Source organism: Bifidobacterium asteroides, assembly GCF_030758775.1.
Taxonomy (GTDB): domain Bacteria; phylum Actinomycetota; class Actinomycetes; order Actinomycetales; family Bifidobacteriaceae; genus Bombiscardovia; species Bombiscardovia kimbladii.
Map to the genome: position 1 here is coordinate 613103 of NZ_CP132384.1, position 18501 is coordinate 631603.

The 18501-nt window shown below is 63.0% G+C and carries 14 protein-coding genes and 1 tRNA gene; 11 read left to right on the forward strand and 4 right to left on the reverse strand.

The window, feature by feature from the left end:
• Nucleotides 1–22: 22 nt before the first annotated feature.
• A complete protein-coding gene (locus tag RAM15_RS02180) occupies nucleotides 23–1636 on the reverse strand; it encodes a zinc-dependent metalloprotease (RefSeq protein WP_306221872.1) in 1614 nt (537 codons plus the stop codon).
• A 94-nt stretch (nucleotides 1637–1730) separates the two neighbouring features.
• Between RAM15_RS02180 and RAM15_RS02185 the strand changes: the two genes are divergently transcribed.
• A complete protein-coding gene (locus RAM15_RS02185; RefSeq protein WP_306221873.1) occupies nucleotides 1731–2597 on the forward strand; it encodes a YlbL family protein in 867 nt (288 codons plus the stop codon).
• A gap of 50 nt (nucleotides 2598–2647) precedes the next feature.
• A complete protein-coding gene (locus tag RAM15_RS02190) occupies nucleotides 2648–3064 on the forward strand; it encodes a DUF3052 domain-containing protein (protein ID WP_045924062.1) in 417 nt (138 codons plus the stop codon).
• A 93-nt stretch (nucleotides 3065–3157) separates the two neighbouring features.
• Here the strand turns inward: RAM15_RS02190 and RAM15_RS02195 are convergent, their stop codons facing one another.
• A complete protein-coding gene (locus RAM15_RS02195; protein ID WP_306221874.1) occupies nucleotides 3158–4729 on the reverse strand; it encodes an MDR family MFS transporter in 1572 nt (523 codons plus the stop codon).
• A 131-nt stretch (nucleotides 4730–4860) separates the two neighbouring features.
• Here RAM15_RS02195 and RAM15_RS02200 point away from each other — a divergent pair.
• From RAM15_RS02200 to RAM15_RS02240, 9 genes are all read left to right on the forward strand, one after another.
• Nucleotides 4861–4934, forward strand: a tRNA-Val gene (locus RAM15_RS02200).
• A 100-nt stretch (nucleotides 4935–5034) separates the two neighbouring features.
• Entirely contained in the window at nucleotides 5035–6702 is a 1668-nt protein-coding gene (locus RAM15_RS02205; RefSeq protein WP_306221875.1) for a DivIVA domain-containing protein, read from the forward strand.
• Nucleotides 6699–7973: a 1-deoxy-D-xylulose-5-phosphate reductoisomerase gene (gene dxr / locus RAM15_RS02210; RefSeq protein ID WP_306221876.1), complete on the forward strand. Its 1275-nt coding sequence runs from the start codon at nucleotides 6699–6701 to the stop codon at nucleotides 7971–7973. Before RAM15_RS02205 ends, dxr begins: the two co-directional genes overlap by 4 nt.
• The gene (gene ispG / locus RAM15_RS02215; RefSeq protein WP_180335377.1) at nucleotides 7970–9199 is read left to right on the forward strand and encodes a flavodoxin-dependent (E)-4-hydroxy-3-methylbut-2-enyl-diphosphate synthase; all 1230 of its coding nucleotides are present in this window, start codon (nucleotides 7970–7972) and stop codon (nucleotides 9197–9199) included. Before dxr ends, ispG begins: the two co-directional genes overlap by 4 nt.
• Before the next feature lie 101 nt (nucleotides 9200–9300).
• Entirely contained in the window at nucleotides 9301–10953 is a 1653-nt protein-coding gene (locus RAM15_RS02220) for an alpha/beta hydrolase family protein (RefSeq protein WP_306222227.1), read from the forward strand.
• A 15-nt stretch (nucleotides 10954–10968) separates the two neighbouring features.
• Nucleotides 10969–11691, forward strand: coding sequence for a DNA repair protein RecO (gene recO, locus RAM15_RS02225; RefSeq protein WP_306221877.1), 723 nt, complete (start codon nucleotides 10969–10971; stop codon nucleotides 11689–11691).
• Nucleotides 11692–11694: 3 nt separating this feature from the next.
• The gene (locus RAM15_RS02230) at nucleotides 11695–12489 is read left to right on the forward strand and encodes an isoprenyl transferase (RefSeq protein ID WP_306221878.1); all 795 of its coding nucleotides are present in this window, start codon (nucleotides 11695–11697) and stop codon (nucleotides 12487–12489) included.
• A 168-nt stretch (nucleotides 12490–12657) separates the two neighbouring features.
• The gene (locus RAM15_RS02235) at nucleotides 12658–14088 is read left to right on the forward strand and encodes an amidohydrolase (RefSeq protein ID WP_306221879.1); all 1431 of its coding nucleotides are present in this window, start codon (nucleotides 12658–12660) and stop codon (nucleotides 14086–14088) included.
• 90 nt (nucleotides 14089–14178) lie between these two features.
• Nucleotides 14179–15375 (forward strand): MFS transporter, encoded by a 1197-nt coding sequence (locus tag RAM15_RS02240; RefSeq protein ID WP_306221880.1) that lies wholly within the window; start codon nucleotides 14179–14181, stop codon nucleotides 15373–15375.
• A gap of 254 nt (nucleotides 15376–15629) precedes the next feature.
• On the opposite strand, the gene RAM15_RS02245 is transcribed toward RAM15_RS02240, so the two are convergent.
• Both RAM15_RS02245 and RAM15_RS02250 read right to left on the reverse strand, forming a co-directional pair.
• A complete protein-coding gene (locus RAM15_RS02245) occupies nucleotides 15630–17153 on the reverse strand; it encodes a glycoside hydrolase family 32 protein (RefSeq protein ID WP_306221881.1) in 1524 nt (507 codons plus the stop codon).
• Between the two features lie 50 nt (nucleotides 17154–17203).
• The gene (locus RAM15_RS02250) at nucleotides 17204–18496 is read right to left on the reverse strand and encodes an MFS transporter (RefSeq protein WP_306221882.1); all 1293 of its coding nucleotides are present in this window, start codon (nucleotides 18494–18496) and stop codon (nucleotides 17204–17206) included.
• Between the last annotated feature and the right edge of the window lie 5 nt (nucleotides 18497–18501).

Here is an 18501-nt window from a genome sequence, read left to right on the forward strand (position 1 = left end):
ACGCGGGGAGAGGGAGTGCGATTCAAGCTTGGTTGCCGTCCGAATCGCCCTTGTCTGAGTTGTTCTGGTCCGGGTGACCGCTGTCGGGGTCCTTGGGATCGGTGCCGGCGCTTTTCTGATTGCCGGGGGCTTCGTGGTCTGAATGCTCCTGGTCATTTGAAGCGTCGGAATCGGAAGCGTCGGCAGAGGAATCCTTGTCTTCGGCATTCAGCAGTTTGTCCAGCTCGGCATCCCAGTCCACCGAGGTGGCGGAAGTGGAGGCCTTCTGCTCGGATTGCCCATCTGCAGAGGTGGATGCTCCGCCCTGGCCGCCTTCGACCTTGACAGGCAGGGAAGGCAGCAGGTCAGGATGGGACCAGTGGCCGTCACGGCCCTGGACTCCCTCCTCGGCGGTGATGCGCTCCCAGAGGTCGGCGGCCTCGCGCAGCCGCTTGGGGTGAAGATGCAGGCCCAGCAGGGACTCGAAGGTCTGCTCGGCCGGCCCCCCCACGGCGCGCTCGCGTCGGGTCATCTCCCGCAGCTGCTCCAGGTGGGGCAGGTGGGCCATGCCGGCATTCCAGACCACGCAATCCACCCAGCCGTCCACCAGGGCCAGCAGGTCGCCCAGGCTGTGCAGGGCCTCCTTCTGCTCAGGGGTGTCCTCGATGCCGACATTGCTGAGGTTGATGGCGCCGGCGATGGATTCGGGATTGATCTGGTCGGCGTCGCGCAGCTGATCCTCCACCGCGTCCAGGTCGATGGAGACCCCCCGGGCGTACTTGCCGATCAGGGCCTCGAAGCGCGGCATCAGCCAGGGGACGGCGGCGTAGAGCCGGGCGTGGGCGGCCTCCTTGAGGGCCATGTAACGGGTGACCTCGTCCAGATCCAGTTCCAATGATTTGGCGTAGGCCTTGATGTTCTGCGGTATAAGGGCTCCGGCGGGGTTCTTCAGCAGCGGGATGCCCTGGTCGAATCCTCCGCGGACCTCCTTGGCCAGCTCGCCGGCGGCCTGCCCCAGCTGCATGGCGAATGAGGTGTTCCCCAGCAGTCTCATCAGCGTGGTCGGATCCTTGAGATTGTCGGGCAGGGGGATGGGCACAGGTCCGGCGAACATCCCCGAAATCTCGCCCTGGCCGAAACCTTGGAAGCGCTGGTTTATGACGGAGGTCAGGGCCTCGCTGACCGCCTGGGCCACAGGCGAGGCGAACTGGACCCAGGCGTCTATGCTGCCCTCGATCCATCCGGCACGGGTCAAGGCTTCGGTCTGGCCTGGGGCGGGGTCGAAGGAGCAGACGGTGTCCAGCCAGAGGTTGGCCTCGCTCATGACCCGGGCCACCCGGTCGCCGTCCTCGGCTGTGACGGCGGTATCGGACTGGTCGGCCCTGGTGCGTCCCAGGGCGATGTTCTTGGCCAGCACAAGGTTGATGGGCCCCTGGTCGGCCTGGGCCTGCATGTCAGCCGGCGTGTTCAGCCCTCCGGCCGTGAAAGCCTGAATCAGGGCCTGAACCTCGGCGGGTTTGGGCAGCTGATCGGCTCCCTGGGCCGCCATCTGCGAGCGGATGGACTCAGGCAGCTGTGAGAACTGACTCCAGGCCAGCTCGCCCTGCACCGGGCCGAAGCACTCGATGAGCCATTGGTGGATTGCATTCTCGTCCATTGCTTTGATTCCAGTCCTCGCCAAGGCAGGCCGTCCGCCATCGAGGTTGACGTCTGCCGGGATTATCGTCTTCATCAACCATAATATTGGAGCTATGACACTTCCGCACGGGAAATCGGATCACTGCGCCACAGGCGCACCCGAAAAGCAGATCGGGACGCTTGGCGGACCCACCCGCAAAATGCTGGCCGGCGGTCTTCTGATCATTCTGGCCCTCCTGGCGCTTTTCCTCCCCTCGCCATATACCATCGAGACGCCCGGACCCACCCAGGATGTGCTGGGAAGTTCAAAAGGCTCACCGGTCATCAAGGTCAAGGGCGGCCAGGTCCACCATGACAAGGGCCGTCTGCTGATGACCACGGTCAATGCCCGCGGAATCCCCGGTTATCCGGCCTCCAATCTGGATGCCCTGGTGGGCTGGGCCGACCCCCACGCCACGGTGCTTCCCCAGGAGGCCGTAGTGCCTCCCGGGCAGAGTGTGGAGGAGTACAGGCGCCAGGAGCAGGGTGATATGCACGGCTCCCAGAAGGCTGCCTCGGCCCATGCTCTGGCCTTCCTCAAGGCCCGGGGATATGACGTCTCAGGCCTGCAGTTCAGCATGAGGGTGGCCGACATCGGCGGTCCCTCGGCCGGGCTCATGTACACCCTGGGGGCCATCGACAAGATCACTCCGGAGCAGGAGACAGGCGGTCTGACCATCGCAGGTACCGGCACTATGGACCAGAAGGGACGGGTCGGTGCCATCGGCGGCATCCAGCTGAAGATGCTGGGCGCCAGGCGGGACGGCGCCACCTGGTTCCTGGCCCCGGCGGCTAATTGCCCACAGGTGGCGGGTCATGTGCCACAGGGACTGCGCGACGTGCGGGTATCCACCTTGGACGAGGCCTATAAGGCCCTGGTGGCCATCGGCCATGGCCAGGGGGAGGGGCTGCCCCGCTGCACAGCCACCAAGGGTAGGTAGACAAGGCCGGCCCAATTGGTGAATTCCGGCAGTCTTGTTATGCTGAAGCCGTGGCTGAGACTACAACCTATACAGCGGAAGAGTTCGGTTTCCATCCCGGCGATATCGTTCAGGAATGGATGTGGGACGACGATGTCGACGACGGGATCCGGACCAGGATCGAGGATCTGACCGGCGAAGAGCTGGTGGACGAGGACTATGACGCAGCCGTGGATGGGGTCATCATCTGGTGGCGGGACGGCGATGCCGAGGACGATTTGGCAGATACCATCATGGATGCCTCGGCCATGGTCAACAAGGGTGCGCCGTTCTGGGTGCTGACCCCCAAACCCGGCAGACCTGGGGCATCGGCTCCAGGGGTCGTCTCCAATGCGGCCAAGACCGCGGGCATGAACGCCCTGATGCCCACCACCGCCAGCAAGGATTGGAACGCCACCCAGCTGCGGGCTTTCGGCAAGGGCAAGTAAGTTTTTCTGGCTGCAGAAGCGCCAATGAACGAGGTGGTGGGCATCAGGATCAACCGATGCCCACCACCTCGCTGTCTTTCATAAGGGATTCCCTCAGGAATCCAGTTTGGCCAGCGGCCCTTGCTGCTCGCCCTTCTCAGCAATGGCCGGAGACGCCGTCGTGGCCTTGTTCTGATATTCGGCCAGCAGGGTGCGCGAACGGATGTCGCAGAGGTTGGCCACCAGGGCCATGATCAGAATGACCAGGCCTACCAGGAAGATCCAATGAAGGCCGTCGAAGACGATGGTGCGGGCCGGGCCCAGCAGACGCGATGGAATGCTCCCTGCCGTGGCCGGGTTGATCATGCTGTTCATCATGTCCTCGGTCAGTCCCTTATGTTGAGGCACCTCGCGGGCGATGACCGTGTTCATGACGATGCCGAAGATGGAGACCATCAGGGTCTGCCCCAGGGAGCGGGCCAGGGTGTTGAAGCTGGTCGAGGCGCCCACGTCTCCTGAGGGCACCACGCTCTGGGCGGTGATGGTCGAGGTGGTGATGGTCAGTCCGAAGCCGAAGCCGACCACGGCCGAGATGACCAGGAAGACCCAGTAGGCGGTGGCTTGGGGGACGGCTATGTAGCAGATGCAGGCCGTCAGGATGAAAGCCAGGCCGATGTTGGTGGCCCGGTGCGGCGGGTGATGCATGGTCAACGGTCCGGCCAGGTAGGCGCCCAGGAGCCAGAGAATGGAGGATGGGGTGACCACAAAGCCGCCCAGTGAGGGGTTCATTCCCAAAACAGACTGCATCCAGATGGGCATGTAGGTGTCGAAGCCCATCAGGAATCCGGCCACCAGAAGCATGCAGATGTTCTGGATGACAAAGGTTCTGATGCGAAAGAGCCGCAGAGGCAGGATGGGGTCCTCCTGGCGGCCCTCCACATGAAGCAGCAGGGCAAAGGTGACCACGGTGGCTGCAGCCAGGATCAGGGTAATTCGCGTATCGCCCGCCGATCCCAGGCTCTGCAGGCAGAGCATCAGGCAGATCAGGCAGACGCTGAGCAGCCCGATGCCGATGTAGTCGACGCGGGTTTCACGCGCCTTGATATGTTCGCTCAGGAAGATCTGGATCATGATGATGACCAGCAGGCCGATGGGCACGTTGATGGCGAAGACCCAGTGCCAGCTTATCTGCTGGACGATGAAGCCTCCCAGCAGGGGGGCGATGATGGAGGCGATGCCCCAGGCCGAGCCGTTCAGGCCGATCATGCCCGCCCGCTTGTCCAGGGGATAGATGTCGGCCAGGACGGTGTAGGTCAGCGGCTGGATGGCGCCGGCCCCCAGGCCCTGCAGAAAACGGGCGCCGATCAGCTGGGGCATGGACTGGGAGAGGGCGCACAGGGTGGATCCGATCACGAAGACCAGCAGTCCGATGGTCAGCAGCGGCTTGCGGCCAAAGCGGTCCGAAAGCTTGCCGTAGATGGGCGTGGTGACCGCCGTCATGAGCAGATAGATGGAGTAGACCCAGTTCATGATGGACAGCCCATGCAGGTCCCCGATGATGGTGGGCATGGCGGTGGAGACGATGGTCCCCTCGATGGCCGTCATGAAGGTGGCGATGAAGACCGCCACCGTCACCAGGGTGCGGTTGGTCTTCCTGCCGCTGCCTGTATCGACTGTCTGTGACAATCCGAACCCCCTTTTATACGGTGTATATGGTGTGTTTCTCTTCTTTTTGCGGACAAGGCCCGCGAATTCCTAGTGGATTATAGCCGCACCGTGCGGCCTTGTCACCGTGTATTCTGCTAAGGTAGTGTGCTGGTCCCGTGGCTCAGTTGGTTAGAGCGCCACCTTTACACGGTGGATGTCCCCGGTTCGAGTCCGGGCGGGACCACAGGGGTTTTTAGGGGGCGTGCCCGAAGTCGCGTCTTAGCGCTCACGTAGAATCGATGCACGACGATCGTTGGCAAGAAAGGTCAGGAGGTCGATGCCTGATGTCAGCTAAGCCTGATGCCCGTGGAACCGAGGCGACCATCGCGCGCTCGGGCAAGCGCAAGTGGGGGTATGACACCAAGCAGGTGGACGCCTTCCTGGAGCGGGCGCACTCGCTCTATGAGAGCCAGGATCCTGATCTGACCCAGGAGGAGATAGCCAACGCCTCCTTTGACCTGTGCAAGAACGGCTACATCATCACCCAGGTGGATGCAGCCCTCTCCCGACTGGAGAGGGTGATTTCCGACAGGCAGACCAGCTTGGAGATAGCCCGGGTGGGCGTGGATGGTTGGACGACCAGAATGGTCAGTCTGCAATCGGAGCTGACCACTCATGCCGGCAGGCCCTCAGGCAGCGTCTTCAAGCGCGGGGATCCCGGCATGCCCTCATACGACTGCAAGCAGGTGGAGCGGCTGATCGAGCAGGTCCTCAACAAGACTTCTGACCAGCTCAACCTGCAGGAGGGGCGGAAGACGGACTCGGGCAAGTCGAAGAACACCGACATCACGGCTGACCGCGTCTCCAACGTCATCTTCACCCAGCGGCGGGGGCCCAAGGGTTATGACGAGCGCCAGGTGGACTTCTTCCTGGCCAAGGCCGTCGAGCTTCTGGAGCAGCTGGAGTCCTTCGCCAGGGTCAGCGAGAGGGCCAAGAGAGCAAGCGCGAGTTCAACGGCGCCTGCCGCTGTTCCTGCGCAATCGCAGCTTCCTGTGCAGGACTCTTCAGCCTCGGGCGTTCAGCCGCTGATCGGACAGAGTCAGGAACCCGCTTGGAGCATCCCCAATGCTTCCCCTGTTGCGGAGGACCAAAGCAGTCAGGACGATTTCGCTCAACTGCATCAGGCGGAACGGGCCATCTTCGATGCTCCCGCTGCCAGCACGCAGACGGTGCCGACGGCCCAGCCCAACAGCTCCCTGAGTGCCCTGGCTTCAGCGGTCAACCAGCGACTGGCTCAGGACGGCGCTGGAGCGGCTGTGGATACCGGTGTTGATACACCTTCAACAGCTTCAGCCCGGTCTGCATCCTCAGTCGATGTCGGCGGCGGAGCGGCCGTTGCTCCTACAAATCCGGCTGTCTCCGGTCGGCCTGAATCGGTTATGCCCACCTCTGCGCCATATACTCCTGCAGTCTCCGCTGCAGGCTCGGCTGCACCCGCGCCGGCTGTACAATCCGTGCCTTTCAACCCGACGGCCTCTCCTTCGCCTTCCCCCGCACCGCAGACTCCTGAGCCGACGGTATTCCAGCCGACCCCCTCGACACCTGCCGCATCCGCCCCCGCCACAAGACCGGAATCACCGGTGTCCCCCTCGAACGAGGCTGACGCCGAAGACTCTTCTGTGCCAGGATCCACCTCAGTTATCTCGTCGCCTTTCGTCGACGGACCTCTGGGCGCAGGCGGGCCCTTGGGCAGCTACGAGGAGCCGGCACCAGCAGCACCTGAGACCCAGGAGCGTCCTTGGGCCGAAACAGCCGAAAGCAGCACGGATACGCCCGACTGGGCCAAGCCTCGGTACTCACAAAACACGCAAGGGAACAAGCAGGACCAGGATCCGGATTCCTACCTGAACTCCCTGCTCAACCAGGATCTGCCCAAGATGGATCTGGACATCCCTGATATTTCATTCCCGGCCTTCGGCGACGAGGGGGAGCAGGATAAAGGCGGTCGATGAGTCAGTTGGCAGTGATGAGTGAAGGCGTGCAGGCCGGTCTGCCGGTCGAGCGTGAACGTACCCTGGCGGATTGGTCGCCTAGGGACGATGCCGACCAATCTCGCAGTCTGGTTATCCTGGGTTCCACAGGATCCATCGGTACCCAGGCCTTGGATCTGATCAGTCTTCATAGGGATCGGTTCCAGGTGACTGGATTGGCCGCTGGTGGTGCGCATGTTGAGCTCCTGGCCCGTCAAGCCCGTGATTTTGGCGTGACCCGTCTGGCTCTGGCCGACAGGGCCCAGGTTCCGGCCCTGCAGGAGGCGCTCAAGGCCCTGGGATTGACTGGTATCCAAGTAGAAGCAGGCATGGAGGCGGTCCAGGCTCTGGCCGGCTCCGGCAGTGATCTGGTCCTCAACGGCATCACCGGATCAGTCGGTCTGCGCCCGTCCATTGCGGCCCTGCAGGCCGGATCCCAGCTGGCTCTGGCCAACAAGGAGTCCGTGGTGGCCGGCGGCCATCTGCTCTTTGATGCCGAGATACGGCCGGGTCAGATCAACCCGGTCGACTCCGAGCATTCAGCCATCTGGCAGTCTCTGCGTTCGGGGCAGCATGGAGAGGTGGCCCGTCTGGTGGTCACCGCATCGGGAGGTCCTTTCCGGGGCTGGAGCCGACAAGCCATGCGCGAGGTCACCCCTGAGCAGGCCCTGAATCATCCGACCTGGTCCATGGGCCCGGTGGTCACCATCAACTCATCCACTATGGTCAACAAAGGGCTGGAGGTCATCGAGGCCAGCCGGCTCTTCCGAATCGAGCCCGAACGGATCACCGTGGTGGTTCACCCCCAGTCCGTGGTCCACTCCATGGTCCAGTTCCAGGACGGGGCCACCATAAGCCAGGCTTCCCCTCCGGATATGCGTCTGCCCATCGCCCTGGGCCTGTCGGCGCCCGTCCGTCTCGACCATGTGGCTGCGGCCTGCGACTGGTCCAAGCCCAATACATGGACTTTCGAGCCCCTGGATGATGAGGCCTTCCCGGCGGTCAACCTGGCCAGGCGGGCCCTGGGCAGCTGCGAGCCCATGACCGCGGTTTTCAATGCCGCCAACGAGCAGGCGGTCAGGGCCTTCCTGGATCACCGGCTGCCCTACCTGGGCATCGTCGAAACCATCCGTTCGGTCATGGATGCCATGGAAACGCATCTTCCGGGAACATTCACATCCGTGGAGGTAATGGAGCAAGTCGAGCATGAGGCACGCCAAAGGGCTGATGCTTTGATAGACATGACAGCGTGAGTAGCATTCCCAAGACCGAACAGTCAACATCCTCTCAGGGGTTCCGCAAGACAGGCGAGCAGGCCATCAGCCAGACTCCGCTGCATCCTCGTCGCCGCTCCCGTCGGATCATGGTGGGGCCTGTGCCGGTCGGCGGGGGAGCCCCCATATCGGTGCAGTCCATGACCAACACGGTCACCGCTGACATCAATGCCACCCTGCAGCAGATCGCCGAGCTGGCCGCCGCCGGCTGCGACATCGTACGGGTGGCTGTGCCCAGCCAGGACGATGCCGACGCGCTTCCCATCATTGCCAAGAAGTCGCCCATCCCGGTCATCGCCGACATTCACTTCCAGAGCAAGTACGTCTTCCAGGCCATCGATGCGGGCTGCGCAGCCGTCAGGGTCAACCCGGGCAACATCCGCAAGTTTGACCAGGTCGGCCCCGAGATCTGCAAGGCCGCCACCGATGCAGGCATCTCCCTGCGCATCGGGGTCAATGCCGGCAGCCTTGACAAGGACATTTACGCCCGCTACGGCGGACCCACCCCTGAGGCCCTGGTCGCCTCGGCTTTGAAAGAGGCCCACATGTTCGAGGACGTGGGCTTCCATGACTTCAAGATCTCCGTCAAGCACCACGATCCCGTCACCACGGTCCAGACCTACAGGCTTCTGGCCTCCAAGGGCGACTGGCCCCTGCACCTGGGCGTGACCGAGGCCGGGCCCTCCTGGCAGGGGACCATCAAGTCCTGTCTGGCCTTCGGCGCGCTTCTGGCCGAGGGCATCGGCGACACCATTCGTGTTTCCCTGTCCGCACCGCCTGTGGAAGAGGTCAAGGTGGGCTGCAAGATCCTGGAGTACCTGGGGCTGCGCCAGCGCCACTTCGACATCATCTCCTGCCCCTCCTGCGGCAGGGCCCAGGTGGACGTGATCGAGCTGGCCAAGGAGGTCACCGAGGGGCTCAAGGACATCACCGCCCCCATCCGGGTGGCCGTCATGGGCTGCATCGTCAACGGACCTGGCGAGGCCAGGGAGGCCGATCTGGGGGTGGCTTCTGGCAACGGCAAGGGCCAGATCATCATCAAGGGCAAGGTGGTGCAGACCGTGCCCGAGGACCAGATTGTCCCCACGCTGCTGGAACGGGCCAAGGAAATCGCCGCCCAGATGGATGCCAAGGCGGCGGCCCAGGGTGAAACCCTGCCGGAGGCAGGGCCCATGGTGGTCCCGGTCACCGGCCGTGCCAGCTGAGGGCGTAAGCGCCATCCCCGCCACCGGCTACAATGGCCGACGTGTCCCAAGAGGTTGAGCGTTCCCTCCCTGCAAGCGGGTGGAGCAGGGTCAGGCGGCTCATGACCAGCCTGCCCGTCTTCATCATTCTCATGGGTCTGCTGGCCTCGGTCTCCCACTTGACCGCCGTCCCCTGGAAATACGAACCAGTGGATCAGAATTTTCCCACGCTGACTCCGGACACCGCGGTCACCTTCGACTGGCCTGCTGGGGTTGACAGGGATGCCGTGGGGCAGTACCAGGTCGAATCCCGTCACCAGGAACTGAGCGTGGAACGGCCAGCCACTGGCGAGCACCAACGCATCCGAATACTGATCCGCGCCCCCAAGGAGGCCTCAGGGCATCGGCCAGCCGTAGTCTTCATGCACGGCGCCGGTTACGGCACCTGCGACAACTCCTTCGGGGATGTGGCCCGAACCCTGGCCTCTGCCGGTTTCGTCACCGCCGTGCTGGACAAGCCGGTCTGGTCCACCAATGATGCCGACCGGGACTATCCCGCCTCGGCCAAGGCCTACGAGCGGGTTGCCAATCTACTGCGCGACCGGGCTGATGTGGATGCATCCAAGGTAGGCATCTATGCCACCAGCGAGAGCACTTGGATCGCCGCCATGCTGCTGACCATGGACCACCGGATCGCCTTCCAGATCCTGTTGAGCCCCATGGTCTATTCGCCGCGGCACGCGATGGGCTTCTTCGTAGCCCAGGATTTCGCCATTGCCGGAGCCAACCAGGGCTACCAGTCGGTGGTCCGTCGGCTCTTCAGCACCGATGCCTCCCTCTTGGGCCTGAATAATCTGGACATCGACCCCACCGACCGCAGCACCTATGCCATTCCCACCCTGCTGGCCTACGGGGCCAAGGATGTCATGACCGCCCAGGTGGAGGGGGTGCAACGCGTGCTCGCCCAGGCCCACGCCTCGGGCAACGAGAACGTCACTGTGCGTTCCTACCCGGTCTCCAACCATGTGCTGCGTTTGGGAGATGAGGCCCGGACCGGCACGCCCCTGGCCGACCACTACCAGCAGGACATGGTCGACTGGGCGGTGGGTCAGGTCCATGGCCTGCATCAGACCAGCCCCAGCGTGGGTGGGGCCACCATCCACCAGTCCATCGCCGTGCCTACTGACCTGCGGGGGCGACGCTCGCTGACCATCTATATGCTGGTCCTGCACCTGCTGACCCTGGTGCTTTTGCTGGCGGCCTTGATTATGGCTTTGGTGGCCGGTCTGATGAAATTATTCCGTCTGCGCCGGCGCAAGGACCCGGTCCTGGGCTTCAGCCATGGCTTCGGCGGCACCTTGGTCACCATTACCGGCACCACCCTGGCTACCCTGGTCCTTTTCGGAGCTGGTCTGGGCCAGGTCATCATGGCCGTGGTACGCCTGGGCTGGGGCGGCGTGCCCGACCAGGCTGGGGTCAGCTACTGGAGCTGGCCGGTCATCCAGGTGGTCTGCGCCCTGGTCATCTGGGCCTGGTCGCGCACCTTCGCCCGTATGGTCGAGGTAGCCTCACTCAGGGGATTGGACCGGCTGCCCGACCAGGTGCGCACAAGCAAGGCCGGCGGCCCCAGTCTGCGCCAGCAGATGCGGAGCATGGATCCCAGGCCTGTGCTGGCCTCCACCCGCTTTGGCGTCGCGCTCTTCACCGTCACCACCCTGGCCATGTTCGGAGTCCTGCTGATCTTCGCTTTCTGGGGCCTGTTCATCTACCAATGAAAGGACGGGGCCGTCGTGGCTATCTATCGTGACGAGGGCCTGGTCCTCAGAACGGTCAAACTGGGTGAGGCAGACCGGATCGTCACCATTCTGACCAGGGGGCACGGCAAGGTCAGGGCCGTGGCCAAGGGGGTGCGACGGACCAAGTCCCGCTTCGGCGCGCGGCTGGAGCCATTCATGCGTGACGACCTGCTCATCTCCCGTGGCCGCAACCTGGACATCGTCTCACAGGCGGTCTGCATAGCTCCCTATGCGGATGCCATATGCGCCGACTATGACCTCTATGCCAACGGGGGCGTCATGCTTGAGACCGCCGACAAGCTGGTGGTGGGCGAGCACGAGCCGGCCCCTGAGCAATACCGTCTGCTGGCCTCCGCCCTGGCCAGCCTGGCTGGTCACCGGCATGGACCCCGTGACATCGGCGCCTCCTACCTGCTGCGGTCCCTGGCGCTGGCTGGCTGGAGGCCCCGGCTGGATTCCTGCATCGTCTGCGGCCGGACCGACCAGCTGACCCACTTTTCGGTGCCTGGCGGCGGGGTGGTCTGCAGCCGGGACAGGCCTACCGACGCCGTGGCAGTGGATTCCGCCACCCTGGCCCGCTTCCGGGCGCTGAGCAGCGGGGACTGGTCCAAGCTGGACGGCAAGGACTCCACCCCCCTCTGCGACGGTCTTGTTGAGAAATGGGGCGAATATTACCTGGAGCGGCCCATCAGGTCTCTGCGGCTATTAGATTCTTGAAGCATGAGCTTTGACCCCGTCGACTACACTTCTCTGGATGTGCCTGCAGCCCCCTTCTCCGACCCCGCGCGTATCCCGCAGTTCCCCAAGGGCTCAGTCCCGCGGCACCTGGGTGTGATCATGGATGGGAATGGCCGCTGGGCCAAGCAGAGGGGCATGGAGCGCACCCAGGGTCACCGGGCTGCCGAGCCGGTGGTCTTCGACACCATAGCCGGGGCCATTGAGGCCGGGGTCCGCTACCTGAGCCTGTACACCTTTTCCACGGAGAACTGGAAACGCTCGCCCTCTGAGGTCCGCTTTCTCATGGGCTTCTCCCGGGACATCATCCACCGCCGGGTGGCCCAGATGGACGACTGGGGGGTGCGCGTGCGCTGGGCGGGTCGTCGGCCCCGGCTCTGGAAGTCGGTCATCGACGAGCTGGAGGCGGCCATGGAGCGCACCCGCCACAACACCAGGATCGATGTGATCTTCTGCATCAACTACGGGGGCAGGGCTGAGCTGGCCGATGCAGCCACAGACATCGCCCGAGAAGTCGCGGCTGGGCGAATCAAGGGCTCCAAGGTGACTGAAAAGATGATCGCCCAGCACCTCTACAACCCCGACATTCCGGATTGCGACCTGGTCATGCGCACTTCTGGGGAGCAGCGCACCTCCAACTTTCTGCCCTGGCAGGCGGCCTATGCGGAGCTGGATTTCGTCCCTGAGCTCTTCCCGGACTGCGGGCGTGAGGTGCTCTGGCGGGCCATCGACGATTACATCCACCGGGACAGGCGCTTTGGCGGCGCGGAGAATGCCTGAGAAGACAGAACCTCCAATTTTGTGAGGTTACCCATAGTCGTCCAAATTTACACGTCTGAACACCCTCGTAACGCCCATGAAAGGTAGTCTGTGACTTATCACAGCGGAGCAGGCCATGTGTCCGCCGTGGAAATCAGCGCAGCAAACGAAACGAAGGAGTCGACAGGCGTGGACGACAAGCAACGCATCATGCAGATCATCGAGGACAAGTCACAGGAGTTCATCGAGGCAGCCGATCATATTTGGGGCACCCCCGAGACCAGGTTTGCCGTCAAGGAATCGGTCCAGCAGCATTACAAGGTGCTGGAGCTGGAGGGCTTCGAGATCGAGAAGGGCGTGGGCCATATGGACTACGCCTACGTGGCGACCTGGGGTTCGGGCCGTCCGGTGATCGGCATCACCGGCGAATACGATGCCCTGGGAGGGCTCAGCCAGGTGGCCGACCTGGGCGAGCACAAGCCCCTGGTCGAAGGCGGCAACGGGCAAGGCTGCGGCCACAACATCCTGGGCATGGCCGCCGTCGCGGCAGGCGTGGGCATCAAGACCTTCATGCAGGAGAAGGGCCTCAAGGGGACCATCAAGGTCTTCGGCTGCCCGGCTGAGGAGTCGGGTTACGGCAAGGCCTTCATGGCCAGGGACGGGGTCTTCGACGGGCTGGATCTGGCCCTGTCCTGGCATCCCTCGGATGTGACCCAGGCCTGGGGCTCCTCCAGCCTGGCGGTCCTGCAGGCCTACTTCGACTTCACCGGTGTGCCGGCCCACGCGGCTGCGGCTCCCGAGCTGGGCCGGAGCGCCCTGGATGCCGCTGAGCTGATGAACGTGGGCGTGCAGTTCCTGCGCGAGCACATGATCGATGCGGCCCGTGTGCACTACGCCTTCATCGACGCAGGCGGCGAGTCGGCCAACGTGGTGCAGTCCCACGCCCGTCTCTACTACTTCGTGCGCGCCCCCAGGATGGATCAGGCGCAGGATCTGTTCAAGCGTGTTGAGAAGATCGCCCAGGGTGCGGCCCTGATGACCGAGACCCAGGTCAAGGAGGAGTTCGACGCGGCCTGCTACAACTTCATTCCGAACCATCCGCTGACCGAGGCCATAGACAGGAACCTGGACCTCGTCGGCCCACTGCCCTTGGACCAGCAGGAGGTGGACTACGAGCGCCGCTACACGGACACGGTCCCCGAGGCGGGCAAGCAGCGGGTGCTCAGCCGCACCAAGGAGGCCTTCCCTGATCTGACGGATGAGGAAGTCAGGAAGATGGCCGAGTCGACCATGGCCCTGAAGAAGTATCCACTGGTCTTCACCGATACGGCATCGGGATCCACCGACGTCGGCGATGTCAGCTGGCAGACGCCCACCGCCCAGTTCAGCGGCGGCTTCGAGCCCCAGGGCACTTCTGCTCACTCTTGGCAGTGGGCGGCCAACGGCAAGTCCTCGGTGGCTCACAAGGGCCTGCTGGCTGCGGGCAAGACCCTGGCCCTGACCGCCTACGATGCCTTTACCGATCCGGATCTGGTCAAGGCCGCCAAGGAGGACTTCGACAAGACCTTCGCCGGTCAGGAGTACAAGGTCGTCATTCCTGACGATGTGATGCCCCACTGACCTCTACTGTTCGGCTGCCGCCAGGCCCTGTGATCTTTGCGGATCACCTTGCCCGGCGGCGGCCGGTTTCTACTGAAGGATGACAGACCAATGGCAATCAAGCAATCCTCAAAAACGGCGAGCGGAACGCTGATCTTCTCCCTGATGGCCGGTTACTCGATCGTGTACATGGACAAGAACATGATCTCGACCGCCATCATCCCCATCTCCGAGCAGTTCCACCTTGACTCGGGGCAGACAGGCATCATCATGTCGGCCTTCTTCCTGGGATACTCGCTCATGCAGATTCCCAGCGGCTGGCTGGCCGACCGGCTTGGGGCCAAGCGTGTGCTGATGGCCTCCATGATCATCATCGGTCTGTTCAGCTACTTGTTCGGCCTGGCCAATGGTCTGGCCTTCTTCATCATCGTCCGGTTCTTCGCTGGCATGGGCCACGGCGGCTACCCGCCCTCCTGCTCCAAGTCGATCGCGGAGAACTTCCCCCAGGAACGGCGTACCTTCGTCCAGTCGCTGATCCTGTCGACCTCGGGCATCGGCGGCATTCTGGCCTTCGTCCTGGGCGCCAACCTGGTCGCCATCAATTGGCACCTGGCCTACGCTGTGCTGGGCACCCTCTACCTGCTGGCCTTTGTCTGCATCCTGATCTTCGTGCCCTCCAAGCCCCGCCAGCCCGAGGCTGACCAGAAGCCCGGAGCCAAGGGGGCAGGGTTCCTCGAGGTTCTGAAGAACCGGAACGTGCTGGTCCTCTTCGTGGCCATGCTGCTGCTGAACATCCTCCTGTACGGCAATATCTCCTGGATGCCCACCTTCATCAAAAACACCTTCGGGCTCTCGATCGGTCAGGCAGGCATCCTGCTGGCGGTCAACGCGGTCTTCTCGACCGTTGCTACCATCTACGCTGGTCAGCTGCTCTCGAAGCTCTTCCTGGGCAGGGAGAAGTTGGCCATCCTGGGTGCCGGGGTGATCAGCGCCGTCCTGGTCGTATGCTTCGTCTTCTCGCGCAACATCTGGCTCTCCCTCCTGCTGCTGATCCTGGTATCCTGCGTCTCCGTGGTGGCCTTCACCGGCATCTTCACCTGGCCCCACAAGATCATGGACCCGCATATCATCGGCTCCGCCATCGGCATCATCAACACCGGCGGCACCCTGGGTGGATTCCTGGCCCCCATGATCATCGGCTACCTGGTCAAGGCGGCCGGCGGTTCCTTCGTCGGAGCCTTCCTCTTCATGGGCGCGGCGGCCATCGCCTCCGGGCTGATGGCTCTGCTGGTCAAGGTCGGCAAGTAAAGCCGAAGTCGGATCGGCCACACCAATGGCTTCCGGTCCCGCAGATCAAAGGTCTGAGACCTAGTCATGACTGGCGATCTCCGGCAAGGAGTCAGTGCTAAAGGACCGGTGCTTCCTCTAGGATTTCCGATTCATTGGTTCTGACCATGGATGTTTGAAGGCGATGCTTGAAAGCGATGCTTGAAAAACAAAAAGACCTGCCCCCTGAGTGATTCAGAGGGCAGGCCTTTCCTTGTGCCGACCAGGACAGGGGATCAGCGATCCGGCTCTTCCCAGATGGTGCCCAGCCTGGCGATGGAGAGGGAGTCGATCAGGGCCTTGCCCTCGCCGGATTCGGCGATCAGGCGGATGCCGCGGTGCCCTTCGGCGGGGAAGGAGTAGGAGGACATGATCTCAAGCCCGTCGTTGATGACGACCTCGATCGAGCCCCGGTCCACGATGATGCGCAGCTTGAGCTTGCCCGAGGACTTGTCGACGGGAGCAGTGCGGTAGCCACGGTCCCCATAGGTGTTGCAGTGGCGGTCGAGCACCACGCGGCCCAGCTGGTCGTCATAGCAGACCAGCGTGTGGTCACCTGATTGGGTCCGATGAATCTCCAGGCCGATGCGCTCGGCCTGGGACTTGTTCAGGTCGATTTCCATAGCGATGTCGGCGGTCTGCGCGTCGTCAACCAGATCCTGGCTGCCGTTGACCTCCAGCTCGATGGGACCGAAGTCCTGCCTGTCCTGGTCCAGGTCGGAGAACTCGCGCACCGGCAGGCAGCGCAGATGATCACCGGCCAAGGTGACCTCGCGGGGTACCGTGAACTGGCCGCACCAGCCATCCTCCTGCATGGGGATGGGTTCGGTGAATGGGCTCATCCAGCCGAAGACCAGCCGGCGGCCGTCAGGGGCCTGGAAGGTCTGCGGGGCATAGAAGTTATGGCCGTCATCCCAGAGGTGGAACTCAGTCTCCTGCTGGAAGTCGCCGCCGGGCTGCCAGCTGCCGATCACGTAGCCGGCGTTGTTGTGGTTGCGGGCTTCGAACCCGTGGGGCTTCAGGCCCATGGCCGAGTAGCAGATCACCCACTTGTCCTCCAGGGGGAACATGTCGGGGCATTCCAGCATGAAGACCTCAGGGTCGGGGTGCCGGTAGATCACTCGGTCGAAGGTCCAGTGCTCCATGTCATTGGAGGTATACATCCAGATCTCGCCCCGGTGGGCGGGGGTGCTGACTCCGAAGACCATGTACCAGAGCCCGCCCATCTTCCACACCTTGGGGTCACGGAAGTGCAGGATCTTGTCGTCGGGGCAGGGAACCACAACACCTTTCTTCTCGAAGTGGATGCCGTCGGAGGAGACGGCCATGCACTGCTCCTGGAGGTTGCCGTCATCTTCGTTGACCCCATTGCGCCAGCGGTGACCGGTGTAGTAGATGGTCAGGCGGCCGTCGTCGCCCACAACGGCTGATCCGGAGAAGACTCCGTCCTTCTCGACCTCAAGGGTGGGCGCCATGGCCAGGGGCTCACGCCGCCAGGTGACCAGGTCGGCGCTGGAGACGTGACCCCAGTGCATGTTTCCCCACTCGCTCCCGTAGGGGTTGAGCTGGAAGTAGGCATGGTAGCGCCCCTTGTAATAGCTCAGGCCGTTGGGGTCGTTGATCCATCCGGCCTTGGAGGCGATGTGGCACTGGGGATACCAGCGGTCATTGCGGGTGGCGAAGAGCCGGTCGATGCTCTTCTGGGCCTTGTCCAGCTGAGCGCTCATGTCGGCGTTTTCCTTGGTTGTTGGCTGGTTCATCCTTGAATCCTTTCGGGTTGGATGGGTGCTGATTACGGTTGACGTTGGGATCAGCCCCGGGTCACGGCGGACTTCTGCGAATCCCTGATGAAGGGATCGCCGTCAACCTGCTGGTCGTCGCGCTTGAGCACGAAGATACCGTAGATCAAGGCGACCAGTACTACCAGTGAGATGGTGTAGAAGGTGACCCGGTCGCCGGCGCGGTCGTGGAGGATGCCCAGCGGGGTGGACATGGCCACCTGGCCGACCTGGGAGGCGATCTGGAAGCCCACCATGTAGAGGGTGGCGGACAGCTTGGGGTTGAAGTGCAGGGTGAAGTAGCGGAAGGCCGGCAGGCTGAAGAGCGGGACCTCAATGGAGTGGAAGAGCTTGACAACAGAGACCATGACCGGATCGTGGAAGAAGCCGCACAGGCCGATCCTGGCGAACATGACCGTAGCTCCCAGCAGAAGGGAGTTACGCACGCCGATCTTGCGCATGATAATGGGAACCACGCCCATCATGGCTGATTCCAGGAACACTTGGATGGAGTTGAGGATGCCGTAGACCTCGTGACCCTGTTCCGGGGTGGGGAAGAGGTTGGCATAGTAGTTGGGGAACATCTGCTGGTCGAAGACCGTGTAGAAGGTGTTGGTGAAGATCACAAAGACGATCAGGAGCCAGAGGGCGGGCATGCCCAGGACATGGATCATGTCGCGCAGGGAGGGCTGGGACTTTTCGCCCTCGGGGGTGGACTCTCGCTTGATCTCCTCGCGTTGCTCATCGGGGATCCAGAAGGCGTAGACCAGGAGCATGCACGCGCCGAAGGCGGACCCCAGCCAGAAGTTGATCATCGGGTTGATGTTGAAAGTGAACCCTGCGATCAGAGCCACAATGGCGTAGCCGAAGGAGCCCCAGGCGCGGGACTGGCCGTATTCGAATCCGAATTTGCGGCTGTACCGCTCGGTGATGGCCTCGATCAGGGAGCAGCCTGACATGAAACCTGCGGATAGAACGATTGAACCGAGTACGGCGCCCAGGATCAGGTTGGAATGCATGAGGGGGGCGTAGATGAACTGCACGAAAGGTCCGACCAGCGCTGCAATGGCGGCGATGAAGATGGCGAGCCTACGCTTGACCCCCAGCTCGTCCTGTATTACCCCGTAGACAAACATTATTATCAGCGTGCCCACGGAGTTGATGGAGTAGATGTTGCCGACCTGTGTGTTCGTCATGCCAAGGCCGTTGATCAGCCATGGCGAGTAGAAGGACCACCAGATGCCCCAGGCGCAGAAGAAGAAGAATATTCCGGTAGAGGATTCCAAATATGATGGATTCCTCCATGCTGATGATTTGGCGGCCATGCTGC